Origin of the sequence: Streptomyces sp. NPDC017520, assembly GCF_044329855.1 — a bacterium.
Lineage (GTDB): Bacteria > Actinomycetota > Actinomycetes > Streptomycetales > Streptomycetaceae > Streptomyces.
In genome coordinates this window covers 1-16,120 of record NZ_JBIRKB010000030.1, presented here as the reverse complement: position 1 = coordinate 16,120, position 16,120 = coordinate 1, and the positions used below count along the sequence as shown (strand labels likewise).

The 16,120-nt window shown below is 72.0% G+C and carries 13 protein-coding genes and 1 pseudogene; 6 read left to right on the top strand and 8 right to left on the bottom strand.

All coding sequences use genetic code 11. The features are described 5' to 3' along the window. Positions 1–5: 5 nt before the first annotated feature. Entirely contained in the window at positions 6–2,444 is a 2,439-nt protein-coding gene (locus ACH4KB_RS37080) for a hypothetical protein (protein WP_398071376.1), read from the top strand. On the opposite strand, the gene ACH4KB_RS37075 is transcribed toward ACH4KB_RS37080, so the two are convergent. From ACH4KB_RS37075 to ACH4KB_RS37040, 8 genes and pseudogenes are all read right to left on the bottom strand, one after another. Then, entirely contained in the window at positions 2,411–4,840 is a 2,430-nt protein-coding gene (locus ACH4KB_RS37075; RefSeq protein WP_398071374.1) for a right-handed parallel beta-helix repeat-containing protein, read from the bottom strand. The two genes, ACH4KB_RS37080 and ACH4KB_RS37075, sit on opposite strands and share 34 nt — an antisense overlap. 168 nt (positions 4,841–5,008) lie before the next feature. After that, positions 5,009–5,614, bottom strand: a complete 606-nt coding sequence (locus ACH4KB_RS37070) for a hypothetical protein (protein WP_398071372.1) — start codon at positions 5,612–5,614, stop codon at positions 5,009–5,011. Positions 5,615–5,650: 36 nt separating this feature from the next. Next, positions 5,651–6,487: an MOSC domain-containing protein gene (locus ACH4KB_RS37065; RefSeq protein ID WP_398071370.1), complete on the bottom strand. Its 837-nt coding sequence runs from the start codon at positions 6,485–6,487 to the stop codon at positions 5,651–5,653. A 130-nt stretch (positions 6,488–6,617) separates the two neighbouring features. Then, positions 6,618–7,100: a DUF6643 family protein gene (locus ACH4KB_RS37060; RefSeq protein ID WP_398071368.1), complete on the bottom strand. Its 483-nt coding sequence runs from the start codon at positions 7,098–7,100 to the stop codon at positions 6,618–6,620. 342 nt (positions 7,101–7,442) lie between these two features. Then, positions 7,443–8,285: pseudogene (locus tag ACH4KB_RS37055) on the bottom strand (MFS transporter); the annotation flags it as partial. 113 nt (positions 8,286–8,398) lie between these two features. Continuing rightward, entirely contained in the window at positions 8,399–8,914 is a 516-nt protein-coding gene (locus ACH4KB_RS37050) for a hypothetical protein (RefSeq protein WP_398071367.1), read from the bottom strand. A 44-nt stretch (positions 8,915–8,958) separates the two neighbouring features. Next, positions 8,959–10,200 carry a hypothetical protein gene (locus ACH4KB_RS37045; protein ID WP_398071365.1) on the bottom strand — a complete coding sequence of 414 codons (1,242 nt, stop codon included), beginning with the start codon at positions 10,198–10,200 and terminating at the stop codon, positions 8,959–8,961. 130 nt (positions 10,201–10,330) lie between these two features. After that, entirely contained in the window at positions 10,331–10,459 is a 129-nt protein-coding gene (locus tag ACH4KB_RS37040) for a hypothetical protein (RefSeq protein WP_398071364.1), read from the bottom strand. A 475-nt stretch (positions 10,460–10,934) separates the two neighbouring features. On the opposite strand from ACH4KB_RS37040, the gene ACH4KB_RS37035 reads away from it, so the two are divergent. The 5 genes from ACH4KB_RS37035 (at position 10,935) to ACH4KB_RS37015 (ending at position 16,013) form a co-directional block, all read left to right on the top strand. Beyond that, complete coding sequence (locus ACH4KB_RS37035) at positions 10,935–11,336, top strand: hypothetical protein (protein ID WP_398071362.1); 402 nt, start codon at positions 10,935–10,937, stop codon at positions 11,334–11,336. Beyond that, a complete protein-coding gene (locus tag ACH4KB_RS37030) occupies positions 11,336–12,835 on the top strand; it encodes a sensor histidine kinase (protein ID WP_398071360.1) in 1,500 nt (499 codons plus the stop codon). The genes ACH4KB_RS37035 and ACH4KB_RS37030 overlap by 1 nt, the downstream gene beginning before the upstream one ends. Beyond that, positions 12,765–13,424 (top strand): response regulator transcription factor, encoded by a 660-nt coding sequence (locus tag ACH4KB_RS37025; RefSeq protein WP_398071358.1) that lies wholly within the window; start codon positions 12,765–12,767, stop codon positions 13,422–13,424. The genes ACH4KB_RS37030 and ACH4KB_RS37025 overlap by 71 nt, the downstream gene beginning before the upstream one ends. Positions 13,425–13,793: 369 nt before the next feature. Then, complete coding sequence (locus ACH4KB_RS37020; RefSeq protein WP_398071356.1) at positions 13,794–14,393, top strand: carbonic anhydrase; 600 nt, start codon at positions 13,794–13,796, stop codon at positions 14,391–14,393. Positions 14,394–14,477: 84 nt separating this feature from the next. Then, positions 14,478–16,013: a SulP family inorganic anion transporter gene (locus tag ACH4KB_RS37015; protein WP_398071354.1), complete on the top strand. Its 1,536-nt coding sequence runs from the start codon at positions 14,478–14,480 to the stop codon at positions 16,011–16,013. Positions 16,014–16,120 lie beyond the last annotated feature (107 nt).

Sequence of the window (16,120 nt, the reverse complement as noted above, 5' to 3'; positions counted from 1 at the left end):
CCCCCTTGGCTCCTGCCGCCCTGCCCCCGTCCCCGCCCGACTCCCCGTCCGCGCAGCACACCGGGGCCGCACTGGAACTGCTCGTCCACGGCGTCGGCGGCGCCACCCCGCAGGAGGTGCTGGGCGATCCCCGTACCGTCCGCGTCACCGGGGACGAGACCGCGGCCGTGTACCGGCGCACCGAGGACGCCCACGGCGAGAAGCACCCCGAGCGCTACCGGAACGAGCCCGTCGCCGAGGCGTACTGCTGGTCCGGCCTCACCTCCGGCAACGGCTCCCGCGCCCTGTGGCTGCTGCTCCTGCCGTTCATGGTGGTCAACCTCGCCCACTGGATGCGCCCCACCGCAACCGGCCGCACCCGTGCGGTCCGGCTGTACGGCGTGCTGGTGCGGCTCGTCGCGCTCAGCCTCACCGTGCTGCTCACGGCGGCCGCCTGCGAAGTCGCCCTGGACCTGCTGGCCTGGCAGTGCGCGGGTGCCGAGGCCTGCGCCGAACGCCGTTCCTGGCTCGGTTTCCTGTCGGCCCAGCAGGGCGGCTGGTGGTCGCAGCCCGGCCGCCGTCTCGCCCTGGCCGCCGTCGTGCCCGCGGCCCTGGTGGGGCTCCTGTGGTACCTGTCCAACCGGACCTGGAGCGCGTACGAATCCCAAGCACCCCTGGACGAAGGGGACATCGACGCCCACGACCCCGAAGGGGCGCGCGAGGCCCACGACCCCGACACCCCCGACCCGGACACCGACGGGGCCCCGCGCCCACCCGCCCCGATCCGCCCCGCGCTCGGCAGGCCCGGCTTCTGGTACGGCCGCCGCATCGTCGCCCGGCTCCGCGCCGCCCACACGGCGGCCGGGTTCCTGACCGTCGCCGCGGCCGTCGCCGGCGCCGCCGCCCGACACGACCGGAACGCCGAAGGACCGGTGCCCCCGCTCCTCGGCGCGGCCGTCGAGGGCGGGATCGTCCTGTGCGCGCTCGTCGTCGTCCGGGTCGTCTGCAGCCGGGGGCGCAGCGAACGGATCCGCGACACCAAGCTGGACGCCGCCCTGATCACCTATCTGCCCGGCTCCGCGCTCGCCCTGCTCGCCCTCGCCGTCGTGTACGCCTCCTGGTCGCGCCCGGACTGGGAGTCCTCGGGCAGCCTGCCCGGCGAGACCGCTTTCCGGCTCATCGCCCTCGGCCAGGGTGTCCTCGTCGTCGGCCTCGCCCTGGTCGCCCAGGGCATCTTCCGGCGTACCCCCGAACCGCGCACCGTCCTGTACGGACTCGGCGGCCCCGCGGTCGCGATGCTCGCCTGCGCCCTCGGCGGAGTGATGACCGGGGGAGTGGCCCAGCGCGTCGCCGACTGGCTCGACGGACCGGGGAGCCCGGGCATGGGCCACGGCACCGACATCGCCGGACCGCCTGTCCTGCTGAGCTGGCAGGCCTCCGTCATCCCGGTACTCCTGCTGCTCCTGCTCGTCCCGGTCCTGGTGCTGATCGTCCGCACCACGCGCACCGCCCGCCGGCTGGGCCCGCTCATCGAGGCGGAGTACGCCCCCGAACCGCCCGACGAGGGCCGTACCCGCCGCATCGCCCGGATCCGCGCGACCGCCGCCCTCACCGACTCGGCGCCCTGGATCGTCGGCGTGGTCTCCGGGGCCACCCTGTTGCTCGGGGCGGGCGCGATCGCCGGTTCCTGGCGCAGCGACGAGGTGCCGGGCCGGGCCGCCGACGGGAGCTGGCCGCTCATCGAATCGTTCGCCGAGGCCGCACAGTCGACCGGCTCCTGGCTGATCGGCCTCGGCTTCGTCCTGTTCGTCGCCGGTGGCCGTCGCGCCTACAAGGACGCCTCGGCCCGCCGCACCATCGGCATCCTCTGGGACGTGGGCACCTTCTGGCCGCGCGCCGCCCACCCCTTCGCACCCCCGTGCTACGCCGAGCGCGCGGTTCCCGACCTCGCCTCCCGGATGTCCGCCTGGACGACGACCATGCCCCGGGGCCGGCTCGTCATCTCGGGCCACTCACAGGGCAGCGTGCTCGCCGCGTCCGCCGTCTGGCAACTGCCCGACGCGACCCGCCGCCGGGTCGCACTGCTCACCTACGGCTCGCCCCTGGAGCGGTTGTACGGGCGGTGGTTCCCGGCCTACTTCGGCCCCGGGCCGCTGCTCGGGCTGCACCGCTCGGTGCACTGCTGGCGCAATCTGTGGCGGCACACCGACCCGATCGGCGGCCCCGTCCGCATCTGCGCCGACCCCGACCCGGGCGTCGACCGGGGCCCCTTGAAGGACCCGCTGGCCTACGGGCGGACCACGAAACTCCCGCTGCCCGAACCGATCCTCGGGCACTCCGACTACCAGGCCGACCCGGTCTTCGCCGAGGAGCGGGCCGATCTCCTGGCGGAGTTGGGCCCGCTCGTCCCCCGGCAGGCGGAGGCGGGTCTTCAGAAGGGCAGCTCGGGGAGATCCTCGGGGTAGAGCAGGGTCAGGTCGTCCGTGCTCGTCTCGGCGAGCTGGGCGACCCGGCCCGCGTGCCGCTCCACCATTGACTCGAAGGTCTGGCGGGCGGTGCGGCCGTTGCCGAAGGCGGGGCCCTTGGGCAGCTCCGTGAAGTACTTCAGGAGCGCCTCCCCGGTGCCCTCCGCCAGGCTGTACTCATGCTCCTCGGCCTGCTGCTCGACGATCCGCAGCAGCTCCTCGGGGAGGTAGTCATGGAAGGTGATGGTCCTCGAGAACCGTGAGGCCACCCCGGGGTTGACGGTGAGGAACCGCTCCATCTCGTGGGTGTAGCCCGCGACGATCACGACCACCGCGTCCCGGTGGTCCTCCATCAGCTTCACCAGGGTGTCGATGGCCTCCCGCCCGAAGTCCCGGCCGGAGTCCTCGGGCGAGAGGGCGTACGCCTCGTCCACGAACAGCACCCCGCCGCGCGCCCGGTCGAACGCCTCCTGGGTCCGGATCGCCGTCGAGCCGATGTGCTCGCCCACCAGGTCCACCCGGGACACCTCGACCAGATGGCCGCGCTCCAGCACCCCGAGCGAGGCCAGGATCTCCCCGTACAGCCGGGCGACCGTGGTCTTGCCGGTGCCGGGGGAGCCGGTGAAGACGAGGTGCCGGCGCACGGACGCGGCCTTGAGCCCGGCCTCCTGACGGCGGCGGCCCACCTCGATCATGTCGGTCAGCGCCCGCACCTCCCGCTTGACGCTGTCCAGGCCCACCAGCGCGTCCAGCTCGCCGAGGACCGCCGAGGAGTCCCGGGCCGGCTCCACCGGGACGACCGGCTCCGGAGCGGGCTCGACCGCGCGCTGCCCGGGCAGCGCGCCCAGTAGACCGGGCGTCGACCGGGTCTCCGTCAGCACCGCGGGCGGCGGCGGGGCCGGAGCCGTACGCAGACCGCTCTCGTCGCTCGTGCAGTCCTCGGCCACCGGGCCGGTCGCGCCGGCGTCGCCCTCGGGGAACTCGTAACCGCCCCGGGCGCACCGCTCGGTGCGGCAGCGGGTGAGCGTGGTGCGGCAGCCGTCCATGACGTGGAAGCCGTAGCCCTCGCTGCCCGTCACCCGGCAGCTGTCGAAGGTGCCCCGGCCCTCGGCCGAGACGTAGAACCCCGCCTCGGCCGGCGAGGTGACCGTGCAGCGCTCGATGGTGGGGTCCGCGCCCTTGGTGACGATGACCCCGGTCTGCGCCGCGTCGATGGTGCAGTTGTTCAGCGTGCCGCCGCTGCCGTGGTCGCGGAACCAGGCGCCCGTGGACGCCTCCCGGATGCGGCAGTCGTCCAGCTGGGCGGTGGCCCCGTCGCTCACGGAGACGGCGGTGTTGCGGATCTGGGAGAGGTCGCTGTCCACGACGTCGGCGCGCGACCCCCGGTCGAGGACGAAGAGGGCGTCGGGCACGTCGTGCACCCGGCAGGCGTCCAGTATCACCGTCGCGCCGTCGCTGACCCAGACCGCCGGGTAGTCGCCCGTACTGTCGTGGATCTCGCACTGGTTGGCGTCGACCCGGGTTCCCGGGTCCCAGACCGAGAGCCCGTTGCGGCCGAAACGGCGGACGGTGGAGCGGGTCAGCGTGAGCACCGAACGCGACCGCAGGTCGACGGCGTTCTCCGGAATGTCGTGGATGTCGCAGTCCGCGAGGGTGAGCACCGCGTCGGTGTCCAGCGTGACGCCGTCCGCGGAGGTGCGGTGCACGGTGCAGTCGGTCAGGTGGGCCGAGCCGCGGGCGGTGACCTGGATGCCGCTGCCCTTGATCTCGTACACCTCGCAGCCGAACGCCTCCAGGCCGCTGCCCTCGCCGGTGACGCCGATCCCCGCCCCGGACGCGTGGTGAATCCGGCAGCGGTCCAGGCGCGGATGCCCTCCGTCGCGGACCGAGATCCCGGACTGGCCCGCGGAGACGATCTCGCACTCCTCGAACACGCCGCCCGCACCGTCCAGCACGGCGATGCCGACCCCGGCCGGATTGTCGACCGTGCACCGTCGCACGGTGGGCCGCGCCGCGCCGCGCACCTCGATGCCCGCGGCGGACCGCGTCACGATCCGCAGGTCCGTCAGTTCCGCCGTGCCGTCCTCGACCAGCAGCGCCGGGGCCGCCGAGTCCTGGCCCTCGACATGGAGGTCCTGGATGATCGCGGAGGCGCGCACGGTCAGTGGTACGCCGTCGAGCGGCGCGATCCGCACGGAACCGACCGAACCCTCCGGCCCCCGCAGCGTCACCGCGCGGTGGACGACGAGGTTCTCCCGATAGGTCCCGGGCGCGACGGTGAGGACGTCGCCGTCGGCTGCCGCCTCCAGGGCCGCGGAGAGGGAGGCGTACTCGCCCGTGCGGCGGCGCCATCGCGATGTGCCGGTGTGCGTCACCTGGACCGTGCCCTGTGCCATGGCGTTGCTCTGCCCCCACCTCGTGCTGTGCGATGCCTCGGGTCCGTCCGTCGCCGGGGAGGCGGACGGGGTCGGACCACCGTAGCGCGCGTGAGGGGCGGGAGTTGACGAGTCCGCCCCGCGGAGCGATGTCTCCCCCCGCCCGCTCCCGGCCGGGGGAGGCCGTGGTCAGCCGCCCTTCTGGGCCCTGCCCCAGTCCGGACCGGCCGCGGCCCACTCCCGGTCCAGCCGTGCGTACCGCCGCCGCACCATGCGTCGCACGGTCAGTCTGCGGCCCGCCTCGACGCCTGCGCCGGCGAGCAGGAACGCGCCGATGCCGCCCAGCACCGCGTGGGTCCGGGCGGTGCGCCCGTCCATCGGCGGCGGCACCGGGTGGCCCGCAGCGTCCGTCCAGATCCGCAACGGGGACCCCGGGCCGCCCGGCCGCGACGCGGTGTCCACCTTTCCCGTGCGCGGACTGCCGTCCGGGGCCTCCCAGGACGCCACCACCCAGGTGCGCGCGGCCCGTTCGACGCCGCCCTCGGGGTCACCGGCGGACCGTCCCCGTCCCGCCGGGCCCACCACCACCGCGTCGACGGGGTGACGCTCCTCGTGCTGGGCCCGCACCGACCGCTGGAGGGCGGCGTCGGCCACCGTCCCGCCCGCCCAGCCCGCGGCCGGGGCGCCGACCACGAGGAGCAGCAGCGCTCCGAGGGCCACCCAGGCCTCCCGGCGGTCGGTGGCACGGCGCAGCGGGCTGCCCCGCCCGCGCAGCAGTGCCCACAGCACCCACACGCCCGTCCCCCCGCCCCTTCTGCCGATCCGGTCGGTCTATCCGTCGAGGACGTCGAGGATCCGGACGGGGTCCCCGACCCTGATCACTCCCGTCCCCTCGGGAATCAGATTCTGGCCGAAGACCAACTGCTTTCCGAACCGCCGGTGGCGGGCCAGCGTGAGCAGCGGTTCCCTGCCCCGCTCGGCGGTGTGCTGGTCGGTCGTCGTGATCACACAGCGGCCGCAGGGCTTGGCCACCGTGAAGGCGACCTCGCCGATGGCGATCCGCCGCCAGTGGTCCTCCGCCCACGCCTCGGTCTCCCCGATCACCACGTTGGGCCGGAAACGGTCCATCGGCAGCGGTCCCTCCCCGGGCCGGTCGCCCGCGGCGATCAGGGTGTTGAGCGCGTCGAGCGACGAAGTGGTGGTCGCCAGCAGCGGGTAGCCGTCGGCGAGGGAGACCATGTCCCCGGGCCGGGCGAAGAGCGGGTCGACGGGCCTGCGGTGCGACGGATCGTCGAGATGCACGAGCCGGACCTCCGCGCCGAGGACCGCGCTCAGCCAGTCATGGGCGTCGCCCGGCGCCTCCTCCACCACCACGGTGTCCCGGTGCAGCTCCACGGTGATCATGCGTCCGGGATCAGGCCCCTCGACGCGCTGGGGTGGAAAGCCCGGCGCGGACAGGAGCACGCCGCCGCCCGGCAGCGGCTCGGCCGAGATCCGCACCATGGACGGCTGCTGACGCTGTGTGACGGCCCTGGCCGCCTTGTCGACCAGCATCCAGCGGCGGTCGCCGTCGAGTCCCCATGGCTCGACGGCGACCAGGTCGCGGGCGCGGGCGGCGAGCGACTTGACCGGATAGACGTGGGCTGAACGGAGCACGGGAAAGCTCATGCGCCCATCCTGCCAGCAACCTCTGACTCGTACGCGTGGATTCCCGGGCACCGACTGACACCGCTATGTCCTGAATGGGGCTGGCGCCCGGTGCGTCCCCCGGCGCACCTCGTCGTACGGAGTCGCGGGTTCAGTACCCCCGGCTCTGGTACGGGCGGTTGTACGGGTCCTCGTACGGCGACTGCGCCGGCGCGGGCCGCGGCGAGGCCGGGCGCATCGACTCGTACCCGGTGCCAGGCGCGGGCCGCGGCTGCTGCGGCTGCTGCGGGTAGCCGCGGACCGCCGAGGGCTGCTGCGGGATGTACGGCGCGGGCGCGTGCTGCAGTTGGGCGGGCTGCATCGGCGCGTGCTGCGCCGGAGCCTGCTGGTGCTGCGGCACCGGCTGCTGCTGCGGGTAGCCGTAGCCGGTCTGCTGCGACGGGGCCGCGGGCAGGGCGGGCAGGGCCGACGGCAGGGCCGGCAGGTAGCTGTTGCCGGTGTCATAGGCGGCCGGAACCCGGATGGGGGCGATCTGAGGGGTTCCCCGCTCCGCGACCAAGGAGTCGTAGATCGGAGTGTCGGGGAACGACGCGGCGTAGTAGCCGCCGCCGAAGGTGGAGCGGGGGGACGTCATGCCACCTAAGTTAAGCCCACAATGTGCCGTGTGGGGAGCCCCAATCTTTGGGTTATCCGTTTTACGCTGGTTCTGTGCGGCCGGCCCGCCAAAGCACCGTTAAAGATTTTGTTAACGGGAGGGGCCTTTCCGCTGGTGGGCGAGGGCTTCGGCCCCGCGCTCCCGACCGTGAAGGGGAACGGCGTCCAAGCATGCGGGAGGCAGGCGAATAGCGTTTGGCCATAGCGCGATGCGCACGGTTCGCCGCCATGGAGATCGTCCGCCGACCCGAAAGGCCCGGCCTTCCGGCAGCCCTCGTAAGGCATTTGGCGCCGCCCTCTCCCGCCCGGCCCGGTGGTACCGGCCGTGCGCGGCGCGGGGACCGGCCGGTACCACCGGAAGCACCAACAGGGCGGCCGGCGCCCCGGCTGCCAGCAGCAGCGGTCCGGACGCGCGGGCGACCCATCGTCTGCCGATCCGGTCGACGGGCAGCCCGGTGAGCGGGGAGGGCAGGAACATCGCTCCGACGTGCAGGGAGATCACGAGCCCAGCCGCCTGCGCGGTATGACCGTGCGCCGGCATGTGCACCGGCGTCGTCGTCATGATCCCGATCATCACGACCTGGGCCAGGACTATCACGACGGTGCCGACGGCGACGTCGTGGCGCCCGGCAGGCGAGGACGACCGCGGTGGCGGCGAACGCCGCGGCCGCCGGCAGGAAGGGCCCGGCGAGACGCGGCACGCCCCAGGCGTGCGCGACCTCGCCGGCCGGCGTCACCAGCATGGGCCCGGTCACCGCGCCCAGGGTGGTGGCGAAGTGTCCGGCCCGGCGTGGACGGGCGGTGAGCGCGGTGAGAGGCCAGATCCGCGCCGGCGTAGCGCGCCATGAGGCCGGTCGCCGGACCCATCCCGTACACCACCAGGGCCGGGAAGAGCAGCGCCACGCTGTCGGTGGCGGCGGCCACCACGACACCGGCGCTGCCGAGCGCCCCGGTCGCGTAGCCCAACGCCAGTCCGGGGGCGGCGGCCCCAGCGGGCGCAGAGCCGGCCGATGCAGAGCGCGCCGAGTGCGGCCCCCGCGGTGAAGAGCGCGCTCGGTACTCCCGCGAGGCCGGTGGAGCCGAGCACCTCCTCGGCGAGCAGGGCCCCGACGGTTATCCCCGCGGTGAGACCGGCGCCGCTCATGATCTGGGCCAGTACCAGCACGGCCAGAATGCGCCGCTGTTCCGGAATCTCACCCGTCGCGACCGGATGTCCGCTGCGAGTCGACAAGGGAAAGCTTCCGATCGTCATGCGGGTGCGGGCGAGGGCATTTTCACTCAGGCAACGGCCACAGGTCTCAGCTCCGAGATGTCCGTGAGGGAAACGCCCAGCTGTTCATGGAGGAAACGGACGATGGTCCAGTGCGGCAGCGCGTCTTCGTCGAACGGCCCGAATTCCTGGCAGTAGAGGGGGATCCAGCGCAGTGCCTCTTCCAATGCCTCTTCGCGTCCCGGCTCTTCCTGGTAGTCCTCGTAGGCGATGCTGCGGTGGTTGATGAAGAACCGCCCGGGAAGCCGTTCTTCGCACAGCGCGCGATATTCGCGGGTCTGCAGGATGAGGTAGTGCCATATCTCGTCGATGTCCTGTTCGACGGGCAGGAAAAGCCCGGCGAGCCGGTCCCGGTACCGGGAGACGAGGTAGAGGTACCGCAGACATTCGGTGACCTGGCGTTCCACGAAGCCTTGGGGTATGTCCGGTTCCTTGTCTCGGAAATGCCGTATCACCTCGGTGTGCAGCGCGTCCCCGAGAAGACGCTTCAGGTCGTCGGCGGAAAGTGTCTGTCCGCTGGTCATGGCACTCCGTTTCCTGAGGGGGAGAGGGGAGAGGTGTCGGTGCGTCACGTGTCGGCGCTGACGAGCCAGGCGTACTTGCCGGAGCGCCCGATGGGGATGTGGGTGCGGTGTTCGGTCCGGCAGTTCCGTCCGGTCAGTCCGGCGACGGCCTGCCGCAACGCGGCGGCCTCGGCGGCTCCGAGGGGTTCGTCGGTGAACGTCGTGTACGACAGGGTGGCGTCGGCGTCGCCATGGAGGCGCAGTTGGTGCAGGAAGATCCGGGGGGAAGCGTCCGCGATACGCCGGTCGAGGTCGCCCTGGGCGACCGGGCCGTTCGGTGTGCTCAGCAATTCCTTCCGACGGCCGCAGAATTGGGTGATCGCCGCGGGGTCCGGCGAGCCGTCCAGGGTGCGCACACAGTCGCCCGACCGGTAGCGGACGAGCGGCATGTAGGGATTGCGCACACTGGTGACGACGAGCTGGTGGATCGTGCTTCCGGGGGCCACCGGCAGGAGCTCGACGCTCATCCCGGCCAGGTGGGGCCAGTACCGGCCCTCCCGGTCGCTGTAGTAGAGGTAGCCCAACTCCGTACTGCCGAACAGGTCGATGACCGGGCAGGCGAAGCGCCGGTGCAGGAACCGCCGTACGTTCACCGGGGTGTACTCGTAGGCGGTGATGACGCTGGCCGGCGCGGGGAACGCGCCCAGCAGGCCCCAGGCCTCCGCCTTCCGCACCAGGTGCGCCAAGTGGTAGCCGGAGCAGTCGAGGTGGTACCGGCCCTGTGGGTGCGTGCTCCGTGCCAGGTCGATCTCGCGGAGCATCCGCAGTACGTCCTTGCGGACCCACTGCGCCGGATCCAGCCGCAGGTTGAGGTAGCAGGTGCGCTCGTCGAGCCAGCGGTCGGCCAGGATGGGTATTCCCCTGTGTTCCACGCCGCGGCGGGCGGCGTTGACCCGTGCCACGTGTTCCGTCGCGAGCACCGTGGTGAGGGAGACCCGGCGGCAGCCCGACTCCCACGTCTCGCCGATGTCGGGGTGGTTCCGCCACAACTCGTAGTAGGAACGGAGCAGGAAGTACGGAGGCCGGATGATCTGCATCCGGGCGTGGTTGGTGCCCGTGGACAGGACGAACTCCGCCTCGCCGTTCTCCAGCGCCGCCGCCAGCCGCGGCGTCATCCAGTTGTCGGGGAACCCGCGGGCGATCTCCGGTTTGTCGAGCAGGGGGAAGTGGCCCTTCGCCAGGGACTCCTGATAGATCGGTATGTCGCGAATGTGCTCGATGACATCGCTGGTCGGCTGGCCCTTCATTAATTCCTTCTCATGTTTCGCACAGCTGAAGAAATACGGGCTATGAGGGAGACGGGGTCGAGACGCCCGGGAACATGCTGTGGTGGGGGAGGAATCTCTCGCAGAGCTGATCCCGGGCGTCCCCGGCCGATCAGGAGATACAGCCGGCCTTCGGTGCGGCGCTGATGCAGCCGTTCTTCGCGGCCTGCTGGGCCGAGTTGACGGCGAGCCAATTCTGCCAGACGTTGTCCTGGGCCATCTTCTTGATCAGGTGTTCCATGAGGTCCTCCGGTGATAGTGCGGAAGGTACTCCCTGAGACGGACCGACGGTGAATGGATTTCTCCTCGGCCTGCCCGCTGAATGTAAAAGCGTGGTTGAGCGACTGTCAATGAATGGCAATGTGGAACCACGAGGAAGCGGCCCCGTTCAGGACCGGTTTGGCGTGATTCCGCTCTGCGGGTGTCGGTTCTGCGCCGGCTCGGATCGCGGCTCGTGCACCCGGCCGCATCATCCGCAGAGCCCCTGATGGAAGCGGGTAGCCCGGCCTGCCCCGGCGGGCGCCGACGCGGTGACGGACGTGTCGACGGCCATCGAAGATGAGAATGTTTTCCTCATGTCCGTCCCCGGGACCCCGCGAAGGCAGACTGGTCCGATGCTGTGGCGTGGGGTGGGGTCGGTATTGGCAGGATGTGGAGCGGGAACACTGGTGTTACTGGTCGTATGGATATGGCCCGGGCAGAAGGTGCCGCCTTCCATGGGGCCCGTGGTCGTCGTGCCCTTCCTGCACGGCCCGACGCCTCCGGCCACCGCACCGGCCGTCCCCGGCCGCCCCGCCGTGTCCCCGACACCGTCCCCCGCCCCGTCCGGCTCCTGCCCGGGCGGCCGGGCCGTGTCGCCCCCGCCGCCGCCCGCGTCCGACGACAGGGGCACCGACTTCCCCGGGCGCCCCGGCGGCGGGGCCGAGGGAGCGTCACGGACCACCGGTGACGACGAGAAGGCCTCACGTGTTCCCAGGGGCGACGCGGGTGGCATAGACGCTGTGGGCGACATAGACGTTGTGGGCGACGAGGAGGACCCGGAGGACGAGCCCGACGACGAGAACGAGGAAGAGTCACACGGCAATCGGGGGGATGCGGACGACGAGTGGGACGACTGATGCTCAGGCGCCCGACCAGCGCCCGGTCCCGGATCGTCGGCTGGATGCTCATGCTTCTCAGCGCTGCCCTGGCCGTGCCCACCTTCGGGATCACGATCGTCTGGCAGGCCGAGCTCGACCGGCAGGTCGACGCGCAACTCCTCTCCGAGGCCGACAAGCTACGCGCGTTCGCCCGCACCTCGCGCGACCCGCACAGCGGTGAGCGCTTCACCACGGGCGCCTCGCTGCTGACGGCGTTCATGGCGGTCCACCGGCCCGAGCAGAACGCAGCCTTCTTCAGCGTCGTGAACGGACGGGCCGACCGGCGCAGCCCCGGCCCGGTCCCGGTCCGGCTGGACAGGGACAAGGAGGTCGTGGCCCTGATGGCGCGGACGGCCGACACCCGTATCCGGTCGCTGGACTCCCCGGCCGGCACGGTCCGCTACGGTGTCGTCCCGGTGCAGATGGCGGGCGACCACGTCGACACCCGGCTCGTCCTGGTCACCTTCCGGGACCGGGAACTGCGGCAGGAACGCCACATGGCACGGCTGCTGCTGGCATCGGGAAGCTTCGCCCTGGTGGTCGCGGGACTGGCCAGCTGGCTGGTCGCGGGCCGGGTGCTGGCCCCGATCCGGCTGGTCAGGCAGACCGCCGAGCGGATCAGCGAGACGGACCTGACCCAGCGGCTGCCGGTGCGGGGCAACGACGACGTGGCGGAACTGGCCGAGACGTTCAACCACATGCTCGACCGCCTGTCGGGCGCTTTCACCGCGCAACGCCAGTTCCTGGACGAGGTGGCGCACGAACTGCGGACCCCCATCACGGTCCTGCGCGGACATCTGGAGCTGATGGACGAGGACCCCGACAGCCGGCGCGGCCAGACCCGCGCCCTGCTCTTCGACGAACTCGACCGGATGCGGCGGATCGTGGAGGACCTGCTGCTCCTGGCCCGGGCCGAACGCCCCGACTTCCTCAGCCTCGGCCAGGCCAGTCTGACCGACCTGGTGGTCGACACGGCCGCCAAGGCCCAGGCGCTGGGGCGCAGGCACTGGACGGTCGCCGAGGTCGCCGACGTCAGCGTGCACCTGGACGAGCAGCGGGTCACCCAGGCCCTGATGCAGCTCGCGGCCAACGCGGTCAGTCACACCGGAGAAGGGGACGCCATCGAGATCGGCTCACGCCTGTGGCGCGGCAGGGTACTGCTGTGGATCGCGGACACCGGGCCCGGCGTGGCCCCGGAGGACCGCGAGCGGATCTTCCAATGCTTCTATCAGGGGGGCAACGCGGTTCCCGGCCGGGCCACTCCCGGCATCGGACTGGGCCTCGCGCTGGTCCGCGAGATCGCCCAGGCACACGACGGCGTCGCCCACGTCGAGGAGGCGCCCGGGGGCGGCGCGAGATTCGTCATCGACCTTCCCGCACTGCAGCCCACGACGGAAGGAACCCATGGTGAGCAGGATCTTGATAGCCGAGGACGAGGAAAGAATCGCTGCCTTCGTCGAAAAAGGCCTGCGCCGTAGCGGGTACGTCACCCGGGTCGTCACCGACGGAGTCTCCGCCTACGAGCACGCCCGCGGCCGGGACTTCGACCTCCTGGTCCTCGACCTCGGACTGCCCGGCGACGACGGGCTGACCGTGCTGCGCAAGTTGCGGAAGGCGCACATCTCCCTGCCCGTCGTCATCCTCACCGCCCGCGACAGCGTGAGCGACATCGTGGCCGGACTGGAGAGCGGCGCCGACGACTACATGGTCAAACCCTTCGCCTTCGACGAGTTGCTGGCCCGCGTGCGACTGCGCCTGCGCCGCGAGGAGCCGGCGGAGAACTTTCTGCTGCGGGTGGGCGATCTGATCCTCGACCTCCGCACCCGCCGGGCCCAGGTGGGCGAGCGCGTCTCCGACCTGTCCGCCCGGGAGTTCGCCCTCGCCGAGATCCTCATGCGCAACCCCGACCGGGTGCTGTCCCGCGAGCAACTGCTCAGCCAGGTATGGGGGTTCGACTACGACCCCGGTTCGAACATCGTCGACGTCTACATCCGCTATCTGCGGCGCAAGATCGGCGCCGACCGGGTCCAGACCGTGCGCGGCGTCGGCTACCGGCTCCGGGCCTGACCACCGGGGCGGGCGGTCCTCGGCCCGGCGGTGGAGGCACCCCGCCGGGCCCATGAGAACAGTCTCACCGCTGTCTCACCGCCACCTCATCGCCCGCCCCGAGACTCCTCCTTACGGGTCATCGGTGACGCGAGGCCCGTGAGCGGCGCAGACGGTCGCCGCGGCCCCGCCCGGGAACAGGGCGCCGCCGCCACACCGGACCAGCAGACACGGAGGCGAACCCCCCGCCTGCCCTGCGACGCGAGTACCCGCACCTGATTCCCCGTGGTACCCGGGCCACCCGTGTGCCACGAAGGCCCGGTCGTGGGCGGGGTGAGAGCCCGCCCCGCGTGAAGGGCCACACGCCACTTCCGTATGGAGGACACTCCTGTGCGACGACTCATCGACCACGCCCGCACCTTCTCTGCCCGGTGCGGCGGAGCAGGCCGTGAACTCAAGGAGTTCGAGGCCGGCCAGCAGCCCTCCACCATGTTCATCACCTGCTCCGACTCCCGGGTGGTCCCCACCCTGCTGACCGACTCCGGCCCCGGCGAGCTCTTCGAGATGCGCACGGCCGGAAACATCATCCCGCCCTACGATCCGGACGCGCCCACCAGCGAGATGGCGACCATCGAGTACGCCGTCTGCGTGCTGGAGGTGTCCGACATCATCCTCTGCGGGCACTCCCATTGCGGCGCCGTCGGAGCCCTGGCCCGGGGCGACGATCTGCGCACCCTGCCGGCGGTACGCGGCTGGCTCGGCAGATGCACCCTGGCCGGCGGTCCTCAGGACCCCGACGAGTTCGGCCCCGACTGCGAACAGCCGGTACAGCGCCACGCGGTGGCGCAGCTGGACGCGTTGCGCGGCTACCCGTGCGTGAGCCGCGCCGTGCGCGAAGGCCGGCTCGGGCTGCACGCCTGGTACTACGAGGTCCACACCGGCGCCGTGCAGGCCCACCGCCCCTCCACCGGAACCTTCTCCTCCCTGTGACAGCGACCCACCGGTGAACACGCGGGCCGCTCCCGCCGCCACCTGCTGTCTCCCCCCCCCACTCCTCCAGGAGCTGAAGCTCTCATGTCGTCTCCACAACTCCGGTTACGTCCGGACGCCCTGTCCCGCGACATCCTCGCCTCGATCGTGGTGTTCCTCGTCGCCGTGCCCCTGTGCGTCGGCATCGCGGTCGCCTCCGGTGTCCCCGCCGAACTGGGCCTGGTCACCGGCATCGTCGGCGGGCTGATCGCCGGCGCGATGCCGGGCAGCTCGCTCCAGGTCAGCGGCCCGGCCGCCGGGCTCACCGTCCTGGTGTACGAGGCGGTCACCACCCACGGCGTCGCGGCCCTCGGCGTCCTCGTCCTGGCCACGGGGCTCCTCCAGGTCGGGCTCGGCCTCGTCGGCTTCGGCCGGTGGTTCCGCGCCATATCGACCGCCGTCGTCCACGGCATGCTCGCGGGCATCGGCCTCGTCCTGATCGGCAGCCAGCTCTACGCCATGGCCGGGGCCGCCGCGCCGGGGAACGGTCTCGACAACCTTGCCGGGCTGCCGGAACTGTTCACGCGGATCACGGGAGCCACGGCGATCTCCTCCACCGCGATCGGCGCCGGCACCATCGTCGTACTGATCCTCTGGAAGCGGCTTCCCGGACGCCTGCCCCAGGTGCTCCCCGGGCCGCTGGTGGCCGTGGGGCTGGCCACCGCCGCGGTGGCGGCGTTCAACCTGCCCGTCGCTCCCATCAAGGTGCAGGGGCTGATCGGCTCACTGCGGCTGACGAGCCTGGACGATTTCGGCCTCCTGGCCGACGTCGGTCTCCTGGGCGTCATCCTCGCCTTCACGCTCATCGCCTCGGCCGAATCGCTCTTCAGCGCCGCCGCCGTGGACCGGATGCACGACGGTCCGCGCACGCAGTACAACAAGGAACTCATCGCCCAGGGGACGGGCAACACCATCTGCGGCCTCGTCGGCGCGCTGCCCATGACCGCCGTCATCGTGCGCAGTGCGGCCAACGTGCAGGCAGGTGCGCGCACCAAGGCATCCCGGATCATGCACGGAGCGTGGCTGCTGCTGTTCGCGGCCCTCTTCCCCGCCGTACTCGGTCTGATCCCCGTGGCCGCCCTCGCCGGGATCCTGGTCCACGCCGGTGCGAAGCTCATCCCCGTGGCGACCTTCCGACCGCTCTGGCGTGAACACCGGGGCGAGGCCGTGGTCCTGGTGGTGACCGCGCTGGCGATCGTCCTCACGGACATGTTCATGGGCGTGCTGCTCGGCATCGGGCTGGCCGTGATCAAGACGGCCTGGGAGACCTCCGCGGTCCGCCTCGACATCGATGAGCAGGGCGACCTCATCACGGTCTCCCTCAGCGGCAGCGCTACCTTCCTGCGCCTGCCGCTGATCCTCGACACCCTGGAGGCCCTGCCGAAGGACCGGCCGGTGGAGCTCGACCTCTCGCGGCTCCGCCACCTGGACCACGCCTGCCGCACCGCCCTGGAGGCGTGGACCACGCACGACGCAGCCGTCCAGGGCTCCGACCCGGCGCCGGACGACACACCGCGCGAGGCCGCCCTCGCCGGCGCCGCTCCGGACGGTGAAGGCCCTCCGCGCGCCGAGGGCCGCTAGGCCCTGTCGTCAAACTCCCGCCTGCCCCGCGGCGCCATGCACGCACTCTCGCCGCACCGGGCACACGCCCGAGTACGTCCAGTACGCGGACCTGCGCCCGGCACACC

Coding starts and splice junctions, on each gene's coding strand:
- ACH4KB_RS37075 (WP_398071374.1), bottom strand. CDS start 4,840: ATGGCACAGGGCACGGTCCAGGTGACGCACACCGGCACATCGCGATGG.
- ACH4KB_RS37065 (WP_398071370.1), bottom strand. CDS start 6,487: ATGAGCTTTCCCGTGCTCCGTTCAGCCCACGTCTATCCGGTCAAGTCG.
- ACH4KB_RS37060 (WP_398071368.1), bottom strand. CDS start 7,100: ATGACGTCCCCCCGCTCCACCTTCGGCGGCGGCTACTACGCCGCGTCG.
- ACH4KB_RS37050 (WP_398071367.1), bottom strand. CDS start 8,914: ATGACCAGCGGACAGACACTTTCCGCCGACGACCTGAAGCGTCTTCTC.
- ACH4KB_RS37045 (WP_398071365.1), bottom strand. CDS start 10,200: ATGAAGGGCCAGCCGACCAGCGATGTCATCGAGCACATTCGCGACATA.
- ACH4KB_RS37040 (WP_398071364.1), bottom strand. CDS start 10,459: ATGGAACACCTGATCAAGAAGATGGCCCAGGACAACGTCTGGCAGAAT.
- ACH4KB_RS37035 (WP_398071362.1), top strand. CDS start 10,935: ATGGGGCCCGTGGTCGTCGTGCCCTTCCTGCACGGCCCGACGCCTCCG.
- ACH4KB_RS37030 (WP_398071360.1), top strand. CDS start 11,336: ATGCTCAGGCGCCCGACCAGCGCCCGGTCCCGGATCGTCGGCTGGATG.
- ACH4KB_RS37015 (WP_398071354.1), top strand. CDS start 14,478: ATGTCGTCTCCACAACTCCGGTTACGTCCGGACGCCCTGTCCCGCGAC.